Origin of the sequence: Luteitalea sp. (assembly GCF_044337415.1) — a bacterium.
Lineage (GTDB): Bacteria > Acidobacteriota > Vicinamibacteria > Vicinamibacterales > Vicinamibacteraceae > Luteitalea.
Genome location: NZ_JBIINP010000075.1, coordinates 1 through 18,737 on the forward strand (window position 1 = coordinate 1; position 18,737 = coordinate 18,737).

The following is an 18,737-nucleotide window of genomic DNA, read 5'->3' on the forward strand; positions in this document are numbered from 1 at the left end:
GGGGCACCGGTCCTCGCGGCGAACGCCCAGTGTAGCACAACACGGCCGGGTACCGGGTACCGGGTACCGGGTACCGGGTACCGGGTACCGGGTACCGGGGGCTAGGGGCTGGGGGCTGGTAGGGGCTCCTCGCCTATGCGCTCGCCCCTGCTGCCGCGGCCGCTCTGTTCGGCATCGCAGCATCGCAGCATCGCGGCATTACGTACCCTTCCGCCCAATGACCCGCATGTTCGACGTCCGGCCCGTCGCCCAGCGCTGGACCGTGTCGAGCAAGCCGTACACCACCAGCGCCGGCACGGACCGCTCGGAGAGCAGCCCCGAGGCCCACCGCCACGCCGGCTTGTCGCGCACCACGTTCTGCAGCGTATGCGCCCAGATGAAGGGGCTCAGCAGGTACTCCGCGCGCTCGACGCCCAGCCCCTGCTGCTCCAGCAGGCCCGCCAGCGAGGCCCGCGTGTACAGCGACCAATGCCGCGGGCAGTGCCACCCGCCCCAGCGATCACGCGCCACCCAGTCCCGGTCCCACGACCCGACCGACGGAGTCTCGATGAGCAGGCGGCCGCCCGGCTTCAGCAGGGTGGCAGCGCGGGCCACGCAGGCTCGCGGGTCGGCGAGGTGCTCGATCACCTGGTTCATGATGACCAGGTCGACGGTGCCCGCCGGCCAGTCCAGCGCCTCGAACTGCGCGCAGACCATCTCGAGGCCCGTCCGCCGCAGGGCCGCGCACGCCTCCTCGGAGATATCGACGCCCACGACGCGCCAACCCGGCTCGCCGTCGGCCTTGATGGCCTGCAGCAACTGTCCCTCGCCGCAGCCGACCTCCATCACCGTCGCCTCGGGTCCGAGCAGGCGGCGCAGCATCCTGACGCGCCCCCCCTGCACCACCGCACGCACGCGGGTCGTGACTGGCCCGAGGAAGGCGGCGTAGCGGTAGTAGGACGGGGGATAGATGATGCCGAGCGTCTCGGGGGCGGGCCGGTTCCGCAGGTACGTCAGGCCGCAGGCCCGGCACTGCACGAACACGAACTCGTTGTCGCAGGTGGCGAACTCGTGGTCGCGTGACCGGCCAACCTCGTCGGCATCACGGCTGCCGCACGTGCTGCAGGCAACCTCGATCGTCGGAATCTGCATCAGGCCGTGGCGCCCCGCTGGCGGGCCCGCGCGTCGGCCAGGACGCCGGCGATGGTGCCGAGGATCGATCGCGACGTCATCGCGGGCTCGAGATAGCCCACCGAGGCGAGGTGCTCGCGCACCTGCGGCAGGTGGCACGCCGGCACCTGCGGGAACAGGTGGTGTTCCACGTGCAGGTTCATGTTGAGCGTGTAGAAGAACAGCCGGTCGATCGGGTTGGGCAGGTGCGACCGCACCGAGCACTCGCCCTCGTGGCGATGCACGTGCACGTGCTCACAGAAGGCGCGGACCCGGCTGAAGAACAGGCCGAACGTCGCCGCCGTCGCCGGGTACGCCAGTGCCAGCCACGGATACCGCCCGAGGCCCGTCGCCAGCAGGGCGATCACGGCCTGCACGCCGACGATGGCGGCGACCTGCGCGGCCGGCGAGACGATCGGCGCATGGCGATCTGCCGACGCCTGCCCCGTCGCCGTGCCTGACGCTGGCGCGGTCCGTCCGGCGATGCCACGAAGCGCGGCCATGCCGATGCGCGCCGCCTGCACGCCCAGCAGCGGCTTCAGCAGGTGCGCCACCAGCTGCGCCGGCGACGCGTCCTGCAGCGTGATGTAATCGGACTCTTCCCCATCTTCGTCGGTGCCGCAGTGCCGGTGGTGCTGCCAGTGGAGGCGGCAGAACGCATCGTAGCTGGTCACCAGGAAGCCGCTCGCCACGAGTCCCACCGCGTCGTTCAGCCGCTTGCGCCTGAACAGCGTGCGATGACAGCACTCGTGCATCAGGATCGTGAGCTTGTAGACGTACGCGCCGATCACCGGCAGCACCGGCACGATGCCGGCCACGCCCCACCGCGCCACGAGCCACGGCAGCGCCGCGACGCCGGCGAGGAGCACGCCGAACAGTACGGCGGTCCCTCGCCAGCCGAACGCGTCGCTGGGCTCGTACCACGCGCGCGGCACGCGAAGCCCGGCGGGCTTCACGAGGCCGTGCACGTAGGTGACCCCCGGCGGGGGCGGCAGTGCGGGCATCGAGGCGCTACTTGCCGCTACCGAAGGCGTCGGCCGGCACCGCAGGATTCACCTGCACCGCCTTCACCGTCACCTTCTGCGCCACGGTGCCCCCAACCGACGACGTCCGCGCGTGCGGCACGGTGAGCCCGCCATCGGGCCGGTAGTCGTGATACTCGGTCAGCACGTCAGCAGGCGCTCCGGTCGGGCCGGTGCCCCGCGCCAGCAGGCTGCGAATCTGGCCGGTCTTCGGGTCGATGCCGAGCGTCATGGCGTCGCCCTCGACGTCGACGCGCACGAGCGACACCGGCGTGTCGCCGACCTTGCCCTCGCCGGTCACCGCGGCCTTGAAGCCGGGCTGTCCACGCCGCTGGAGCAGGAAGATCGGCGACCGCTGGATCTGCTTGAGCATCGACGTGCGCTGCGCCTCCGGCAGCGGCATGCTGCCCTGCGGCCCGCCCTCCACCGACCCGGTCGCGCCCGCGATCTTCATGGTCATGGCGCCCATCGGCGTCACCAGTTCCTGCCGCACGCGGTCGGGCAGCGCCACCAGCACGGTCGACTGCAGCTCGATCTCACCCTGCGGCGTCGTCGCCGCGACGGTCGTCTCCTCGCGGTACGACTTGACGCCGTCGATGGCGGCGGCGCCGCCCATGGCATCGACCGCCTTGCCCACCAGGGCCTTGCCCGCCTCCTCGGCGCCGGGCGCCGCGGCCGACGGCGCAGCGGCCGCCGACGACGGGGGTTCCGGGATCGAGATGTCGAGCGTCTTCACGGCGCCGAACGTGCTGAGCGGCTTGTCGCGTCCCTCGGTGGGGCCGACGACGAGGATCGCGAACTGCTCTGGCTTGATGTACTGCTTCGCCACCCGTGCCGTGTCGGCCGGCGTGACCTTCTCGATGCCGGCGCGATACCGCTCGAGCCAGTCGGTCGGCAGGCCGTAGTACTCGTACGTGACGTGCTGGCCGAGCACCTGCTCCGAGGTCGCCGAGTTGAAGATGAACGAGTTCAGGATCGACTGCTTCGCGCGCGCGATCTCGTTCTCGGTGGGCGGCTCGGTGATGATCCGCTTCGCCTCGGTGATCAGCGTCTCGATGGTCTCCGACGTCGTCGACGTCTTGGTGCTCGTGGCCATCGAGAACGGCGCCACACGCGTGTAGCCGCTGCCGACCGAGCCGCCGACCGAGTAGGCGAGCCCCTTCTCCGTGCGCACCTTCGAGAACAGGCGCGACGTGAAGCCGCCGCTCAACACCTCGTTGAGCACCTGCACCGGGTAGTAGTCGGGGTGGGTGCTCTTCAGCGTGCCCATGTGGCCGATCCGGATCGACGACTGGGCCACGTCGGCCTTGACGGCTTCGTACACCCCGGGCGCCGACTGCGGGCGCGGGTCCGGGAACGTGATGGTCGTCTTCGGTCCCCGTCCCCAGTTGCCGAACACCTGCGTGACGGCCGCGACCGCCGCGGCCTGCGTGACGTCGCCATGCACCGCGATGATCGTCTGGTCGGGCTGCAGGTACTTGCCATGCCACGCCACCAGGTCGTCGCGCGTGATCGCCTGCACGCTGGCGTAGGTCACTTCGCGGGCGAACGGCGTGTCGGCGCCGTACATCAGCTCCCGGAACTCGCGGCTCGCGATGCCGCCGGGATCGTCGTTCTGCCGGGCAATCGACGCCTCGATGCCGCGCCGGGCGACCTCGAGCCGTGCCGGGTCGAAGCGCGGCTTGCGGAGCACGTCGGAGAAGACCTGCAGCACCTCGGCCCAGTCCTGCTTGAGCGCGCTCATCCCCGCCGTGCCCGCGTCGTCGCCGATGCTGGTCTCGATGGAGGCGGCGCGATCCTCGAGGTAGCGGTCGAGGGCGTCGGGCGCGAGGGCCACGGTGCCGCCGGCGCGCATCTGCGAGCCGGTGAGGCCGGAGACGCCGACCTTGGTGGCCGGCTCGAGCAGCGAGCCGGTCCGGAAGCGCGCGGTCACGGTGACCAGCGGCAACTCGTGGTCTTCCATCACCAGCACCACCAGGCCGTTGGGCAGCACGGTGCGCGTCGGCTTGGGCAGCGAGAAGGCCGGCAGCGCCGGGTACTTCAACTGGTCGATCGTCGACGCCACCTGGGCGTCCGCCGGCAGCGGGGCGGCAGCGACGAGGGCGAGCACGGCCAGCGCCGCGCGGACAGGATTGCGGCTCATCGCGTGCCTCCCGTGGCCGGGGTCGAGTCGTTCTCGAGCCGCGCGACCGTCCGATTCGACGCCTTGAACACCTCGGCAGCGACCCGACGGATGTCGGCCTTGCTCACGGCGTCGGCGCGCTCGATGTAGCGGAAGATGTCGCGCCAGTCGCCCGTCAGCGTGTGATAGGTGACCAGCTGCGATGCCAGGCCGCTGTTGCTGTCGAGCGACCGGATCAGGTCGGCCTTGGCCCGCGTCTTGAAGCGCGCCAGTTCGTCGTCGGTGACGTCCTCGGTCGCCATGCGCGTCAGCTCGGCGCGCAGTGCCTCGGCCACCTTGTCGTTGCTGACGCCGCGCGCCGGCACCGCCAGCGCGAGGAACAGGTGCGGGTACTTGACGCCCGGCAGGCCGCCGCCCACCTGGGCCTGGACGGCCAGCTTCTGCTTCTCCACGAGCGACACATAGAGGCGCGAGGTCCGCCCGCGGCCGAGGATCTCGGCGATGGCGTCGTACACGGCGTCGTCGGGGTGGAGCGCCGACGGCTTGTGGTAGCCCTCGATGTAGAACGGCTGCGACTTCTCGCGCAGCGTCACCGTGAGCTCCGCGGTCTGCGGCGGCTCGATGGTGCGCAGCGGCGCCGGCTTGTCGCCCTTCGGCAGGCGGCCGAAGTAGCGGTCGATGATGGGGATGATCTCGGCCGCCTTCACGTTGCCGACGATGGCCGTGACCATGTTGGCCGGCACGTAGTAGGTGCGGAAGAACTTCTCGGCGTCGGTCATCGTGAAGCGCTGCAGGTCGCTCATGTAGCCGACCGTCGGCTGCTTGTACGGGTGCGCGAGGAACGCCGTGGCGAGCATCCGCTCGATGAGCCGCCCGATCGGCTGGCTCTCGGTCCGCTGCCGCCGCTCCTCCATCACCACGTCGCGTTCCTTGTAGAACTCGCGGAACACCGGGTGCAGGAAGCGCTCCGACTCCAGGTAGGCGAAGAGCTCGAACTTGTTGGTCGGCAGCGAGTAGTAGTAGGTGGTCGCCTCCGCGCTCGTGCTCGCGTTGAGGCCCACGCCGCCTTCGCGCGACACCGCGTCGTCGAAGGCGTTGGGCACGACGAAGGGCTGCGCCGCCGCTTCCTTCTCCTTGAAGACCTTCAACAGCCGATCGACCTCGGCCTGGTCGGGCTTGATGGCGTTGCGCGCGCGCTCGTAGGCCTGGTAGGCCGACTCGAGGGCCGCAAGCGCCGCCTCTTCCTTCGCGAAATCGGTCGTGCCGAGGCGCGGCGTGCCCTTGAAGGCCATGTGCTCGAACATGTGCGCGAGCCCGGTGATGCCCGGCACTTCCTGCGCAGAGCCCACGTCGACGCGCGTGGCGAACGAGAACACCGGCGCCCCGGGGCGCTCGAGGATCAGGAACGTGTACCCGTTCGGCAGGGTGTGGACCGTGAGGCGCTTCTCGAACGAGGCCAGGTCCTGGGCACGGGCCGCTCCCGCCGCCGCGAACACCGACACCGCCACGGCTGCGCAGACCCCGCGCCACCCTCGGAGGCTCGACTGCATCTGTGACTCTCCCATCAGGGGGCCGACACGGCCCCGATTCATTATGACGGCCGCCGCGCCGGTTACGTCGCCGGGGCGCCTCGAGCCATGCCCGCCGGGGCCCACGCCCCGGCGCAGCCGGAACGACGACGGGCGGGACTCCCGTGGAAGTCCCGCCCGTGTCGTGGTGTGGGGCGCCCCTGTCGGGCGCCGTGTCGCCCGTGCTACTCGACCACCTCGCCGCGCTCGCGGTCGAGCAGGTCGTCGGCATCGGACAGGTAGTCGAGATCGCGCTCGAGGTCCGCGTCCTCCGGCGACGGCGGCGGGGGCGGCGGCGGCGCATCCGACGGGATGTGCACGTTGCCGTAGGCGTAGAAGCCGGTACCCGCCGGGATGAGCCGGCCCATCGTGACGTTCTCCTTCAGGCCGCGCAGCGTGTCGACGCGCCCGGAGATGGACGCCTCGGTGAGCACGCGCGTGGTCTCCTGGAAGGAGGCCGCCGAGATGAACGAGTCGGTCGAGAGCGAGGCCTTGGTGATGCCGAGCAGCATCGGCCGGCCCTTGGCCGGGACGCCGCCCGCCGTCACCACGCGCTCGTTCTCCTCGATGAACCGGAACCGGTCCACCACGTCGTCGATCAGGAACTCGGTGTCGCCGACATCCTCGATCTTCACCCACCGCATCATCTGGCGAACGATGACCTCGATGTGCTTGTCGTTGATGTTGACGCCCTGCAGGCGGTAGACCTCCTGGATCTCGTTGACCAGGTACTTCTGCAGTTCCCGCTCGCCGAGCACCGCCAGGATGTCGTGCGGATTGCTCGGGCCGTCCATCAGCTGCTCGCCGGCGCGGACGCGATCGCCGTCCTGGACGTTGACGTGCACGCCACGGGGGAGGCTGTACTCCCGCGGCTCGCCGCCCTCTTCCTCGGGGACGATCATCACCTTGCGCTGGCCCTTGACGATGCCGCCGATCTTGACGATGCCGTCGATCTCGCTGATGACGGCCGCCGCCTCGCGGGGCTTGCGGGCCTCGAACAGTTCGACCACGCGCGGCAGGCCGCCCGTGATGTCCTTGGTCTTGGTGGTCTCGCGCGGAATCTTCGCGAGCACCGCGCCCGGGGTCACCGCGTCGCCGTCCTCCACCATCAGGTGGGCGTGCGACGGGATGTGGTACTTGCGGAGCACCTTGCCATCGAGGTTGCGGATCTCGACGAGCGGCTGCTTCTTCTCGTCGATGCCCTCGATGATGATGCGGCGCGACATGCCGGTGACCTCGTCCACCTCCTCGTGGACGGTGACGTCGGCGATGATGTCCTTGAACTTCACCGTGCCCGCCTCCTCCGTGAGGATGGAGAACGTGAACGGGTCCCATTCGAGGAGCACCTGGCCCGGCTCGACCTTCTGGCCGTCGGTCACGCGCAGGCGGGCGCCGTAGATCACCTGGTAGTGCTCGACGTCGCGGCCCTTGTTGTCGCGCACGATCAGGTTGCCGTTGCGGTTCATCACGACCATGTCGCGAATGCCGCCCTCGACACCCGTCTCGACGGCCGAGATGTTCTCGAACCGCACCGTGCCGGCGTGGCGCGACTCCTGCGTCGACTGCTCCGAAATCCGCGACGCCGTGCCGCCGATGTGGAACGTGCGCATCGTCAGCTGCGTGCCGGGCTCGCCGATCGACTGCGCGGCGACCACGCCCACGGCCAGGCCCATCTCCACCATGCGCCCGGTCGCGAGGTCGCGGCCGTAGCACTTGGCGCACACGCCGCGCCGGCTGGCGCAGGTGAGCACGGAGCGGATCTTCACCATCTCGATGCCCGCCTCCTGGACGACCGTGGCGAGATCCTCGGTGATCTCCTGGCTGGCCTCCACGAGCACGTCGCGGGTGATCGGGTCGATGACGTCCTCGAGCGTGACGCGGCCGATGATGCGGTCGCGCAGCGGCTCGATGGTCTCGCCGGCCTCGACGATCGGGCGCGCCTCGATGCCGTCCATCGTGCCGCAGTCCGGCTCGTGGATGATGACATCCTGCGCCACGTCGACGAGACGACGCGTGAGGTAGCCCGAGTCGGCAGTCTTGAGTGCCGTGTCGGCCAGGCCCTTGCGTGCGCCGTGCGTCGAGATGAAGTACTGCAGCACCGTCAGGCCTTCACGGAAGTTCGACTTGATCGGCGTCTCGATGATCTCGCCCGACGGCTTGGCCATCAGGCCACGCATGCCGGCCAGCTGGCGGATCTGCTGCTTGGAACCGCGCGCGCCCGAGTCGGCCATGATGTAGACCGGGTTGAACGAGCTGCCGGAGCGGTCGCGCTCCTCCATCTCGCCGAACATCTTGTCGGCGATCTTCTCGGTCGCATCCGACCACAGGGCGATGACCTTGTTGTAGCGCTCGCCGTTGGTGATGGCGCCTTCCTGGTACTGCTGCTCGACCTTGATGACCTCCGACTCGGCGTGGTTGACCAGGTCGGCCTTCACCGAGGGGATGATCAGGTCGTTGATGCCGATCGAGAGGCCCGAGCGCGTCGCGTAGGTGAAGCCGAGCGTCTTCAGGCTGTCGAGCATCTGCACGGTCTTCTCGAGACCGAAGTGCAGGTAGCAGTACTGCACCGCCTGCTGCAGGCCCTTCTTCTTCAGCAGGCCGTTGATGAACGGCATCTCCGACGGCAGCGAGCTGTTCCAGATCACGCGACCGACGGTGGTGTTGATGATGCGGCGCTCCACCGAGTGCAGCGGCGTGTGCAGCACGGCCTGGTCGTCGCGGGCGACGGTCAGGTCGATGAGGTTGCCGCTGTAGCGCAGGCGGATCGGCGTCAGCGTCTCGAGCTCGCCGTTCTCGAGGGCCAGCACCACGTCGTCGAGGTTGGCAAACAGCCGGCCCTCGCCGATGGCGCCGGTCTTCGACTTGGTCAGGTAGTAGCACCCGAGCACGATGTCCTGCGACGGCACCGCGATCGGTGCGCCGTTGGCCGGCGACAGGATGTTGTTGCTCGAGAGCATCAGCACCGACGCCTCGATCTGCGCCTCGGGCGACAGCGGGATGTGCACCGCCATCTGGTCGCCGTCGAAGTCGGCGTTGAACGCCGTGCAGACGAGCGGGTGGATGCGGATGGCCTTGCCTTCCACCAGCACCGGCTCGAAGGCCTGGATGCCGAGGCGGTGCAGCGTCGGGGCGCGGTTCAGGAGCACCGGGTGCTCCTTGATGCACTCCTCGAGCACGTCCCACACCTCGGACCGCTGCTCCTCCACCATCTCCTTGGCCTGCTTGATGGTGGCGACCAGCCCGCGCTCCTCGAGCTTGTTGTAGATGAACGGCTTGAACAGCTCGAGCGCCATCTTCTTCGGCAGGCCGCACTGGTGGAGCTTCAGCTCCGGCCCGACGACGATGACCGAACGGCCCGAGTAGTCGACGCGCTTGCCGAGCAGGTTCTGGCGGAACCGGCCCTGCTTGCCCTTCAGCGTGTCCGACAGCGACTTGAGCGGGCGGTTGTTGGCCCCGCGCAGCACGCGGCCGCGACGCCCGTTGTCGAACAACGCATCGACCGCTTCCTGAAGCATGCGCTTCTCGTTGCGGATGATGACGTCGGGCGCCTTGAGCTCCATCAGCTTCTTCAACCGGTTGTTGCGGTTGATGACGCGGCGATAGAGGTCGTTGAGGTCGGAGGTCGCGAAGCGGCCACCGTCGAGCGGCACGAGCGGGCGCAGCTCGGGCGGGATCACCGGGATCACGTCCAGGATCATCCACTCCGGCCGGTTGCTGCTCTTGCGGAAGGCGTCGACCACCTTGAGGCGCTTGGCGTACTTCTGGCGCTTCTGGACCGACTGCTCGGTCTTCATCTTCTCGCGCAGTTCCACCGCGAGCGTCTCGATGTCGACGTTGCGGAGCAGGCTCTTGATCGCCTCGGCGCCCATCTGCGCCGTGAACGCCGTGAAGCCGTACTCCTCGCGCGCCTTGCGGTACTGATCCTCGTTGAGCAGCTCGTTCTGCTTGAGCTCGGTGTCGCCCGGCTCGATGACCACGTACGCCTCGAAGTAGAGGACGCGCTCGAGGTCACGCAGCGAGATGTCGAGGAGGTGCCCGATGCGGCTCGGCAGCCCCTTGAAGAACCACACGTGGCTCACCGGCGTGGCGAGCTCGATGTGGCCCATGCGCTCGCGACGCACGCGGGCCTGGGTCACCTCGACGCCGCACTTGTCGCAGATGACGCCGCGGTGCTTCATCCGCTTGTACTTGCCGCAGAGGCATTCCCAGTCGGTGACCGGTCCGAAGATCCGGGCACAGAACAGGCCATCCCGCTCCGGCTTGAACGTGCGGTAGTTGATCGTCTCGGGCTTGGTGACCTCACCGTAGGACCACTGCCGGATCTTGTCTGGCGACGCCAGGCTGATCCGGATCGAGTCGAAGTCGGCGGTCAGGGTGCCCTTGGTCGAGAAGTCTGGTCTCATGGTGCGTTACACCCCCTGCCCTACGGGCTCGAGCGGGGCCGGATCCTCGGCCACCACCGGTGCGGGTCGCGCCCGCAGCTTCACGAGTTCCACGTCGAGGCACAGGGCCTGGAGTTCGCGGATGAGGACGTTGAACGACTCGGGCAGCCCCGGCGTGAAGCTGGCGTCGCCCTTGACGATCGCTTCGTAGATCTTGGCGCGACCGGTCACGTCGTCGGACTTGGCCGTCAGCAGCTCCTGCAGGATGTGCGCGGCGCCGTACGCCTCGAGTGCCCACACCTCCATCTCGCCGAAGCGCTGGCCGCCGAACTGCGCCTTGCCGCCCAGCGGCTGCTGGGTGATGAGCGAGTACGGCCCGATCGAGCGCGCGTGGATCTTGTCGTCGACCAGGTGGGACAGCTTGAGCATGTAGATGTACCCGACGGTCACCTTCTGCTCGAACTGCTGCCCGGTCATGCCGTCGAACAGGGCGGTCTTGCCCTGCTCGGGCAGGCCGGCCAGGCCGAGGTACTGACGGATCTCGTCTTCCTTCGCGCCGTCGAACACCGGCGTCGCGAAGTGCACGCCGTCGCGCAGCGTGTGGGTGAACGCGGCCACATCCTCCATCGTGCCCGTCGCCACCACCTGCTTCACGCGGTCGGAGTTCGGGAACACGGTCGTGAGGCGCGCCTTGACCTCCTCGATCGCCCGCTGCTCCTTGACCATCTCGTCGAGCTGCTCGCCGATGCCGTGCGCGGCCCAGCCGAGGTGGGTCTCGAGGATCTGCCCGACGTTCATGCGCGACGGCACGCCCAGCGGGTTCAGCACGATCTCCACCGGACGGCCGTCCGGCAGGTACGGCATGTCCTCTTCGGGCAGGATGCGCGCGATGACGCCCTTGTTGCCGTGGCGGCCGGCCATCTTGTCGCCCACCGACAGCTTGCGCTTCATGGCGACGTAGACCTTGACCAGCTTGATCACGCCCGGCGGCAGCTCGTCGCCGCGGCGGATCTTCTCCTTCTTCTCCTCGAAGACCTCGCGCGTGACCTCCACCTGACGGTCGGTGCGCTCCTCGATCTCGCGCAGGGCGTCCTCGACACGCGGGTCGGTCGCCTCGACGCGTGCCCGCACCAGCGACAGGAACGGCACGTCGTGCATCAGCTCGCGCGTCAGCGCCGTGCCCTTCTTCACCAGTCGCTGCTGGCCGTGCTGGTCGAACAGGTCGGTGCGGAGCGTCTGGCCGTCCAGGAGGGCGATCACGCGCTTCTTCACCTCGTCGTGAAGAATGCGGATCTCGTCCTGGAGGTTCTTCTCCATCATCTCGAGCTCTTCGGCCTCGATGGCCTTGGCCCGGTCGTCCTTCTCGATGCCCTTGCGCGAGAAGATCTTGACGCCGACGATGATGCCCTCGATGCCCGGCGGGCAGGTCAGCGACGCGTCCTTCACGTCGCCGGCCTTCTCGCCGAAGATCGCGCGCAGCAGCTTCTCTTCCGGCGTGAGCTGCGTCTCGCCCTTCGGCGTGACCTTGCCCACGAGGATGTCGCCCGGCTTGACGTAGGCGCCGATGCGGATGATGCCGCTCTCGTCGAGGTCGCGCAGGTAGTTCTCGCCGACGTTGGGGATGTCGCGCGTGATCTCCTCCGGCCCGAGCTTGGTGTCGCGGGCCTCGATCTCGAACTCCTCGATGTGGATGGAGGTGTAGTAGTCCTCCTTCACCAGCTTCTCGGAGACGAGGATGGCGTCCTCGAAGTTGTAGCCGCGCCACGGCATGAACGCGACCAGCACGTTGCGGCCGAGCGCCAGCTCGCCCATCTCCGTGCACGGCCCGTCGGCCAGCACCTGCCCGCGCAGCACCTTCTGGCCGACACGGACGATCGGGCGCTGGTTGATGCAGGTGTTCTGGTTCGAGCGCTTGAACTTGATCAGGTTGTAGATGTCGGCGCCCATCTCGCTCGACACCTGGTCGCCATCCACGCGCACGACGATGCGCTGGCTGTCGACGTAGTCCACCACGCCGGCCCGGCGGGCCAGGGTCACCGCGCCCGAGTCGCGGGCGGTGATGTACTCCATGCCCGTGCCCACGTACGGGGCCTTGGCGCGGAGCAGCGGCACGGCCTGGCGCTGCATGTTGCTGCCCATCAGCGCGCGGTTCGCGTCGTCGTTCTCGAGGAACGGGATCAGCGAGGCCGCCACCGACACGAGCTGCTTGGGCGAGACGTCGATGAACTGGATGGTCTCGCGCGGCGCCAGGATGAAGTTGCCGGCCTGGCGCGCGTTGACGCGCTCGGCGACGAACTGCCCGTTGGCCCCGACCTCCGCGTTGGCCTGCGCGATGATGTACTGGTCTTCCTCCCACGCCGAGAGGTAGAACGGGTGCGGCTCGACCTCGAGTTCCGCGTGCGCCTGCCTGACCGCTGCCGCCTCGGCAGAGCGCACCACGGCGCCCGCCTCGAGCTTGCCCGCGCCGACCGTCACCTTGACGTAGTCGACGACGAAGCCGTTCTCGACCTTGCGGTACGGCGACTCGATGAAGCCGAACTCGTTGATCCGCGCATACGACGACAGCGACGAGATCAGGCCGATGTTCGGGCCTTCAGGCGTCTCGATCGGGCAGATGCGCCCGTAGTGCGTCGGGTGCACGTCGCGGACCTCGAAGCCCGCGCGCTCGCGCGACAGGCCGCCCGGCCCGAGCGCCGAGAGACGCCGCTTGTGCGTGATCTCGGAGAGCGGGTTGGTCTGGTCCATGAACTGCGACAGCTGCGAGCTGCCGAAGAACTCGCGGATCGCCGCCATCACCGGCTTGGCGTTGATCAGGTCGTGCGGCATGGCGGTGGCCATTTCCTGGTACACCGACATCTTTTCCTTGATCGCACGCTCCATCCGGACCAGGCCGATGCGGAACTGGTTCTCGAGCAGCTCGCCGACCGAGCGCACGCGCCGGTTGCCGAGGTGATCGATGTCGTCCACGTTGGCCGGGTTGCGGCGCAGCTTCAGCAGGTACTTGATGACCTCGTAGAAGTCCTGCGGGTGCAGCACCTTCTCGTCGAGCGGGGTCTGCAGCTTCAGCTTGGTGTTCAGCTTCAGCCGGCCGACGCGCGAGAAGTCGTACTTCTGCGGGTTGAAGAACATGCTCTCGAAGAGCGAACGCGAGCTCTCGAGGGTCGGCGGATCGCCCGGGCGCAGGCGCCGGTAGATCTCGATCAGCGCCTCCTCGTGGGTGCGGATCGGGTCCTTCTTCAGGGTCGCCGACAGCACCGGGCCGACTTCGTCCTTCTCGGGGAAGAAGATGTCGATGCGCTCGATCTGCTTCTCCTGCGCCATGGCGATGACGCGGGCCGTCAGCTCCTCGTTGGCATCGAGCAGGACCTCGCCCGACGCCGGGTCGACCACGTCGGCCGCCGCGTAGGGCTGCTCGCCCTCGAGCTGGCTCAGGTCGACCGGGACCTCGGTGATGCCGGCGTGGCGCAGGGCGCGGATGGCGGCCTTGGTGATCCGCTTGCCGCGCGTCAGCGCCACTTCGCTGCCGGGGATCGTCATGTCCTCGCCGGCGCGCCAGTCCACCGGACTGTCGTTGACCGACCACAGGACCTGGTCGCCCTTGAGGTGCAGCGAGTCGGTCGTGTAGAACGCGCGGAGCATCTCGTCGGCGTTGCGCAGGCCGAGGGCCCGCAGGAACACCGTGCCGAGGAACTTGCGCTTGCGGTCGATGCGCACGTACAGCAGGTTCTTGCTGTCGTACTCGAACTCGACCCACGAGCCGCGATACGGGATGAGCTGCCCGATGAAGAGCGTCTTGTCTTCCGTGTGGAAGAAGGCGCCCGGCGACCGGTGCAGCTGCGACACGATGACGCGCTCGGTGCCGTTGATGATGAACGTCCCGTGATCGGTCATCAGCGGGATGTCGCCGAAGTAGACCTCCTGCTCCTTGATGTCGCGGATGGTCTTGGCGCCCGTCTCGGGGTCCTTGTTCCAGACCACCAGGCGGATCGTCACCTTGAGCGGGATCGCGTACGTCATCCCGCGCTCGAGGCACTCGTTGATGTCGTACTTGAGGTTGAGCGCCATGCGGCGCCCGCCGATCTCGTGGACCAGCCCCCGGGCCTCGTCACCCCAGCCGCACTCGTCCCAGTTGCCGATCGAGTACTCGATGAACTCCAGCGACGAGTTCTCGCGGAAGTCCGAGATCGGGAACACGGACTTGAAGACGGCCTGCAGGCCGACGTCCTCGCGCTCGGCCGGCAGCGTGTACATCTGCAGGAAGCGGTCGTAGGACTTCTTCTGGATTTCGATGAGGTTGGGAATCGGGACCGTAGTCCGGATCTTGGAAAAGTCGATGCGCTCGCGGTAGACGTTCTTGGCCAGGCTGCTGCTCATACTTCTCGATTCCCCCGGGTCGGTTCCGCCACGAACCACCCGTTTCACGAGGTCTTCGGAGGCGAATCACTCAAACGGCGAAAGCCGCGCGGCCCTGACGGGCCCGACCTGGCGGGGTCGGGCGCGCCTCGGGGGCACACGCGGCTCGCGAAAAGCGGAGACCGTGCTACTTGATCTCGACCTTCGCGCCAGCCTCTTCGAACTTCTTCTTGATGGCTGCCGCCTCGTCCTTCGTCGCGCCTTCCTTGATCGGCTTGGGCGCGCCCTCGACGAGATCCTTGGCTTCCTTCAGACCGAGCGAGGTGACCTCGCGGACGGCCTTGATCACGTTGATCTTGTTGGCGCCCACGTCGGTGAGGATGACGTTGAACTCCGTCTGCTCCTCGGCCGGGGCCGCCGCCGCCGCACCGGCCGCCGCCGCCACCACCACCGGGGCCGCCGCCGCGGCCGAGACGCCGAGCTCGGCCTCGAGCGTCTTGACGAGCTTCGAGAGCTCCATCACCGAGATGTTCTTGATGTACTCGACCACCTGATCCTGCGTCACATCTGCCATTGTCCGAATCTCCTTACCGTCGACTATCAGCGCTCTGCGTCCGGCTTTCAGCTATCAACGGTCTCCATCGCTGGCGTTCCCCTTCATGGGGACACAGCAGAGCCTGATAGCTGACAGCGACCTCGTGACCGGCCCACCTACTCGGCGGCCGGCTGTTCCTCGCCCTTCTTCTTCTCCACCTGCACCAGGACGTTCATCAGGTCCCGCGGCGCCGCGCTCAGCACGCTGACGATCTGGACCATCGGGGCCTGCAGCAGGTACAGCAGCTTGGCGTACAGCTCGGGCTTGCCCGGCATGTTCGCCAATTCGTTCACGGCCGGGCCCGTGACCACGTCGCCCTGCACGACCGCCGCCTTCAGCACGAGGGCCGGGGCCGTCTTGGCGAACGTCGTCAGCACCTTCGCGAGCGCGACCGGGTCGTCGCCACTGAAGGCGATCGCCGTCGTGCCCGTGAAGTGGGGCGCCAGCGCCTCGAAGGGCGTGCCCGCCATTGCGCGGCGGGCGAGGGTGTTCTTGACCACCTTGTACGAGCCCTGCACGGCCCGCACCTGCCGGCGCAGTTCGGTGACCTCGGGGACCTTGAGCCCCTTGTACTCCATCACGATCAGGCTCTCGGCCTTCCCGAAGGATTCCGTGAGCTGGCCGAGTTCCAGTTGCTTGTCAGCGCGAGATACAGCCATGGTCTCTCTCCCTACTTGACGAGCGACTCGACATGCGAGGTGTCGATCGCCACGCCCGGGCCCATGGTCGAGCTGACCGTCAGGCTCTTGAGGTACTTGCCCTTGGCCGCCGCGGGCTTCGCCTTCATCACGCTGTCGAACAGGGCGTGCGCGTTGGCCAGGAGGTTCTCGGTCGGGAACGACACCTTGCCGATCGGCGCGTGCACGATGCCGGTCTTGTCCACACGGAACTCGACCTTGCCCGCCTTGATTTCCTGCACGGCCTTGGTGATGTCGGTCGTCACCGTCCCCGTCTTCGGGTTCGGCATGAGGCCGCGCGGACCGAGCACCTTGCCCAGCTTGCCCACCGCACGCATCATGTCGGGCGTCGCCACGACGGCATCGAAATCCGTCCAGCCGCCCGCGATCTTCTCGACCAGTTCTTCGCCGCCCACCGCATCCGCGCCGGCCGCCTCGGCCTCACGCTGCTTCTCGGGGTTGGCAATCACGAGCACGCGCTTGGTCTTGCCCAGGCCGTGCGGCAGCACCACGGTGCCACGCACCATCTGGTCGGCGTGCTTCGGGTCGACGCCGAGGCGCATCGCCACCTCGACGGTCTCGTCGAACTTCGTGTACTTGAGCTTCTGGACGAGCGGAATGGCCTCGTCCAGCACGTACGGGCGCTCCTCGACTTGGGCGCGCGCGGCCGCGTACTTCTTCCCGGGAGTGGGCATGAGCTACCTCCGTGGTGCAGTCGGCCGCGAACGGCCTCCCACGTCTACAGATTCAGGCAATTCGAAATTCGAACGGTGAAAATCCAGGGCGTCGGTACCCCTCCATCCACGTGTCCGTCCTTGCAGATTGCCGCTTTCCAGGGCTGACCTGGATCCTGACCGCAACGGGAATTTCGACTGTCGAATTTCCGATTGCGGCGCAGCCGCTAGCCGACGACGTCGAGCCCCATCGAGCGGGCCGTCCCGGCCACGCTGCGCATGGCCGCGTCGAGCGACTCACAGTTCAGGTCGGGCAACTTCAGGCGCGCAATCTCCTCGACCTGCGCCTTGGTCACCGTGCCGACCTTGTTCTTGTTGGGCTCGGCCGAACCCTTGGGCACGTTCGCGGCGCGCTTGAGCAGCACCGGAGCGGGCGGCGTCTTCAGCACGAACGTGTACGACCGATCGGCGTACACCGTGACCACCACGGGGATGATCAGACCGTCCTGGCCGGCGGTCTTCGCATTGAAGTTCTTGCAGAAGTCCATGATGTTCACGCCCTGGGGACCGAGCGCGGTCCCGACGGGCGGCGCCGGCGTTGCCTTGCCGGCGGCGATCTGGAGCTTCACGAGAGCTTGAACCTTCTTGGCCATATGTCTTCGAACCGTCCAATGCGACCGAGGCCCGGCGAACCGGCCCGACCGCGCAGGCGGGCGCCTCACGCCCCGCCCCGTCCACCACCATCGGCCCGGCTCCGAGAGCCGGTCCAGACTTCGCTAGAGCTTCTCGACCTGGAGGAAGTCCAGTTCGACCGGCGTGGACCGCCCGAAGATCGTCACCATGACCTTCAGCGTGCTGCGCTCGGTATTGACCTCGTCCACCGACCCGTTGAAGTTGGTGAACGGCCCCTCGTTGATCCGCACCTGGTCGCCCTTCTCGAAGTGGTACTTCGGCTTGGGCTTCTCGGCACTCTCGCGCACCTGCGCGAGGATGTTGTCCACTTCCTCACGAGTCAGCGGCGTCGGCTTGGCGCCGGCCCCCACGAACCCGGTGACCTTCGGCGTGTTCTTCACCACGTGCCACGCGTCGTCGGTCATCTGCATCTCGACGAAGAGATAGCCGGGGAAGATGCGCTTGCGCATCTCGGCCTTGCGGCCGCTGCGCATCTCCATGACCGTCTCCTGCGGCACGAGGACCTCGCCGAACTTCTCCTCGAGGCCATAGGCCTGCACACGCTGCTCGAGCGACTCCTTGACCTTGTTCTCGAAGCCCGAGTACGTGTGGACGATGTACCAGCTGAGCGACGGGCCCGGCGCGGCCGCACCCTCCTGCATCTCGCTCATGCTGCGCCTCCGAAGCGCCGGAAGATCCACTCGACCAGCTTGTTGAAGGCTGCGTCGACGGCGAACAGGTAGATCCCCATGATCAGCGAGAAGGCGATCACGACGATGGTCGTGGCCTGCACCTCGCGCTGCGTCGGCCACGACACGCGCCCGACTTCCTCGCGCACCTTGACGAGGAAGTCCTTCGCGCGCGCCCACCAGCCCAGCGGGCCGGCAGCGGCCGCCACCACGGGCGTTTCGGCCTCGCGACGGCCTGCCTGTGCGTCCTTGACGTTGTCCACCATCGCGGTCTTCACGCTGCGGTTTCCTTCAGTGCAGACGCCCGGGTGCGCATCGCGTCATCGGCGATCCGCGCTCGGGCATCCACCGGCGGGTGTGGCAGGCCAGGAGGGACTCGAACCCCCAGCCCCCGGTTTTGGAGACCGGTGCTCTGCCAATTGAGCTACTGGCCTGTACAGACTCCACCACCGGACGCATCCGGTGGTACCGACCCTTGGGGAGCACACCGGGCGAACCCGGTGCTACTTGCTCTCCTTGTGCTCCGTGTGCGACTTGCAGAAGCGGCAGAACTTCTTCATGTGCAGCCGCTCGGTCGTCTTCTTCTTGTTGCGCGTCGTGCTGTAGTTGCGACGCTTGCACTCGCCGCACGCGAGCTGAACGATGTCTCTCATGGCAACCTCACGGCGACAGGCGGCAGGCTACAGGCAGCCTGTAGCCCGCAGCCAGTGGCCTGTTACTGCAGAATCTCGGTGATCGTGCCCGCACCCACCGTGCGGCCACCCTCGCGGATGGCGAACCGCAGGCCCTTTTCCAGCGCCACCGGTCCGATGAGCTCGATCTCCATCGCCACGT

General features: G+C 67.8%; 14 protein-coding genes and 1 tRNA gene. All 15 read right to left on the bottom strand.

Translation table 11 applies throughout. The features are described 5' to 3' along the window. Window positions 1-198: 198 nt before the first annotated feature. Complete coding sequence (locus ACIRDX_RS12550; RefSeq protein ID WP_396625775.1) at window positions 199-1,131, bottom strand: class I SAM-dependent methyltransferase; 933 nt, start codon at window positions 1,129-1,131, stop codon at window positions 199-201. Next, window positions 1,131-2,153, bottom strand: a complete 1,023-nt coding sequence (locus tag ACIRDX_RS12555; protein WP_396625776.1) for a fatty acid desaturase family protein — start codon at window positions 2,151-2,153, stop codon at window positions 1,131-1,133. The genes ACIRDX_RS12550 and ACIRDX_RS12555 overlap by 1 nt, the downstream gene beginning before the upstream one ends. Window positions 2,154-2,160: 7 nt before the next feature. Then, entirely contained in the window at window positions 2,161-4,314 is a 2,154-nt protein-coding gene (locus tag ACIRDX_RS12560) for a M16 family metallopeptidase (RefSeq protein ID WP_396625777.1), read from the bottom strand. Next, on the bottom strand, window positions 4,311-5,843 hold the full coding sequence (locus ACIRDX_RS12565; RefSeq protein ID WP_396625778.1) for a M16 family metallopeptidase: 1,533 nt from the start codon (window positions 5,841-5,843) through the stop codon (window positions 4,311-4,313). The genes ACIRDX_RS12560 and ACIRDX_RS12565 overlap by 4 nt, the downstream gene beginning before the upstream one ends. Before the next feature lie 203 nt (window positions 5,844-6,046). Continuing rightward, window positions 6,047-10,264, bottom strand: coding sequence for a DNA-directed RNA polymerase subunit beta' (rpoC, locus tag ACIRDX_RS12570; protein WP_396625779.1), 4,218 nt, complete (start codon window positions 10,262-10,264; stop codon window positions 6,047-6,049). A 6-nt stretch (window positions 10,265-10,270) separates the two neighbouring features. Continuing rightward, window positions 10,271-14,617 carry a DNA-directed RNA polymerase subunit beta gene (gene rpoB / locus ACIRDX_RS12575; protein WP_396625780.1) on the bottom strand — a complete coding sequence of 1,449 codons (4,347 nt, stop codon included), beginning with the start codon at window positions 14,615-14,617 and terminating at the stop codon, window positions 10,271-10,273. A 166-nt stretch (window positions 14,618-14,783) separates the two neighbouring features. Then, window positions 14,784-15,170 carry a 50S ribosomal protein L7/L12 gene (gene rplL / locus ACIRDX_RS12580; RefSeq protein ID WP_396625781.1) on the bottom strand — a complete coding sequence of 129 codons (387 nt, stop codon included), beginning with the start codon at window positions 15,168-15,170 and terminating at the stop codon, window positions 14,784-14,786. Between the two features lie 137 nt (window positions 15,171-15,307). After that, window positions 15,308-15,850 carry a 50S ribosomal protein L10 gene (rplJ, locus tag ACIRDX_RS12585; RefSeq protein WP_396625782.1) on the bottom strand — a complete coding sequence of 181 codons (543 nt, stop codon included), beginning with the start codon at window positions 15,848-15,850 and terminating at the stop codon, window positions 15,308-15,310. 11 nt (window positions 15,851-15,861) lie between these two features. Further along, window positions 15,862-16,563 (bottom strand): 50S ribosomal protein L1, encoded by a 702-nt coding sequence (gene rplA, locus ACIRDX_RS12590; protein ID WP_396625783.1) that lies wholly within the window; start codon window positions 16,561-16,563, stop codon window positions 15,862-15,864. 206 nt (window positions 16,564-16,769) lie between these two features. After that, window positions 16,770-17,195 carry a 50S ribosomal protein L11 gene (gene rplK, locus ACIRDX_RS12595; RefSeq protein WP_239489438.1) on the bottom strand — a complete coding sequence of 142 codons (426 nt, stop codon included), beginning with the start codon at window positions 17,193-17,195 and terminating at the stop codon, window positions 16,770-16,772. 123 nt (window positions 17,196-17,318) lie between these two features. Further along, the gene (gene nusG / locus ACIRDX_RS12600) at window positions 17,319-17,885 is read right to left on the bottom strand and encodes a transcription termination/antitermination protein NusG (RefSeq protein ID WP_396625784.1); all 567 of its coding nucleotides are present in this window, start codon (window positions 17,883-17,885) and stop codon (window positions 17,319-17,321) included. After that, window positions 17,882-18,181, bottom strand: a complete 300-nt coding sequence (gene secE / locus ACIRDX_RS12605) for a preprotein translocase subunit SecE (protein WP_396625785.1) — start codon at window positions 18,179-18,181, stop codon at window positions 17,882-17,884. The genes nusG and secE overlap by 4 nt, the downstream gene beginning before the upstream one ends. 80 nt (window positions 18,182-18,261) lie before the next feature. Continuing rightward, window positions 18,262-18,337 (bottom strand) — tRNA-Trp (locus ACIRDX_RS12610). Between the two features lie 69 nt (window positions 18,338-18,406). Further along, a complete protein-coding gene (gene rpmG / locus ACIRDX_RS12615) occupies window positions 18,407-18,556 on the bottom strand; it encodes a 50S ribosomal protein L33 (RefSeq protein ID WP_239489441.1) in 150 nt (49 codons plus the stop codon). Window positions 18,557-18,618: 62 nt separating this feature from the next. Further along, window positions 18,619-18,737, bottom strand: a 119-nt coding sequence (locus ACIRDX_RS12620; protein ID WP_396624041.1) for a hypothetical protein, incomplete at its 5' end; no start/stop codon positions are given.

Bases quoted from the DNA above. Each gene is read 5' to 3' on its own strand.
- ACIRDX_RS12550 (WP_396625775.1), bottom strand. From the start codon at position 1,131: ATGCAGATTCCGACGATCGAGGTTGCCTGCAGCACGTGCGGCAGCCGT.
- ACIRDX_RS12555 (WP_396625776.1), bottom strand. From the start codon at position 2,153: ATGCCCGCACTGCCGCCCCCGCCGGGGGTCACCTACGTGCACGGCCTC.
- ACIRDX_RS12560 (WP_396625777.1), bottom strand. From the start codon at position 4,314: ATGAGCCGCAATCCTGTCCGCGCGGCGCTGGCCGTGCTCGCCCTCGTC.
- ACIRDX_RS12565 (WP_396625778.1), bottom strand. From the start codon at position 5,843: ATGCAGTCGAGCCTCCGAGGGTGGCGCGGGGTCTGCGCAGCCGTGGCG.
- rpoC (WP_396625779.1), bottom strand. From the start codon at position 10,264: ATGAGACCAGACTTCTCGACCAAGGGCACCCTGACCGCCGACTTCGAC.
- rpoB (WP_396625780.1), bottom strand. From the start codon at position 14,617: ATGAGCAGCAGCCTGGCCAAGAACGTCTACCGCGAGCGCATCGACTTT.
- rplL (WP_396625781.1), bottom strand. From the start codon at position 15,170: ATGGCAGATGTGACGCAGGATCAGGTGGTCGAGTACATCAAGAACATC.
- rplJ (WP_396625782.1), bottom strand. From the start codon at position 15,850: ATGGCTGTATCTCGCGCTGACAAGCAACTGGAACTCGGCCAGCTCACG.
- rplA (WP_396625783.1), bottom strand. From the start codon at position 16,563: ATGCCCACTCCCGGGAAGAAGTACGCGGCCGCGCGCGCCCAAGTCGAG.
- rplK (WP_239489438.1), bottom strand. From the start codon at position 17,195: ATGGCCAAGAAGGTTCAAGCTCTCGTGAAGCTCCAGATCGCCGCCGGC.
- nusG (WP_396625784.1), bottom strand. From the start codon at position 17,885: ATGAGCGAGATGCAGGAGGGTGCGGCCGCGCCGGGCCCGTCGCTCAGC.
- rpmG (WP_239489441.1), bottom strand. From the start codon at position 18,556: ATGAGAGACATCGTTCAGCTCGCGTGCGGCGAGTGCAAGCGTCGCAAC.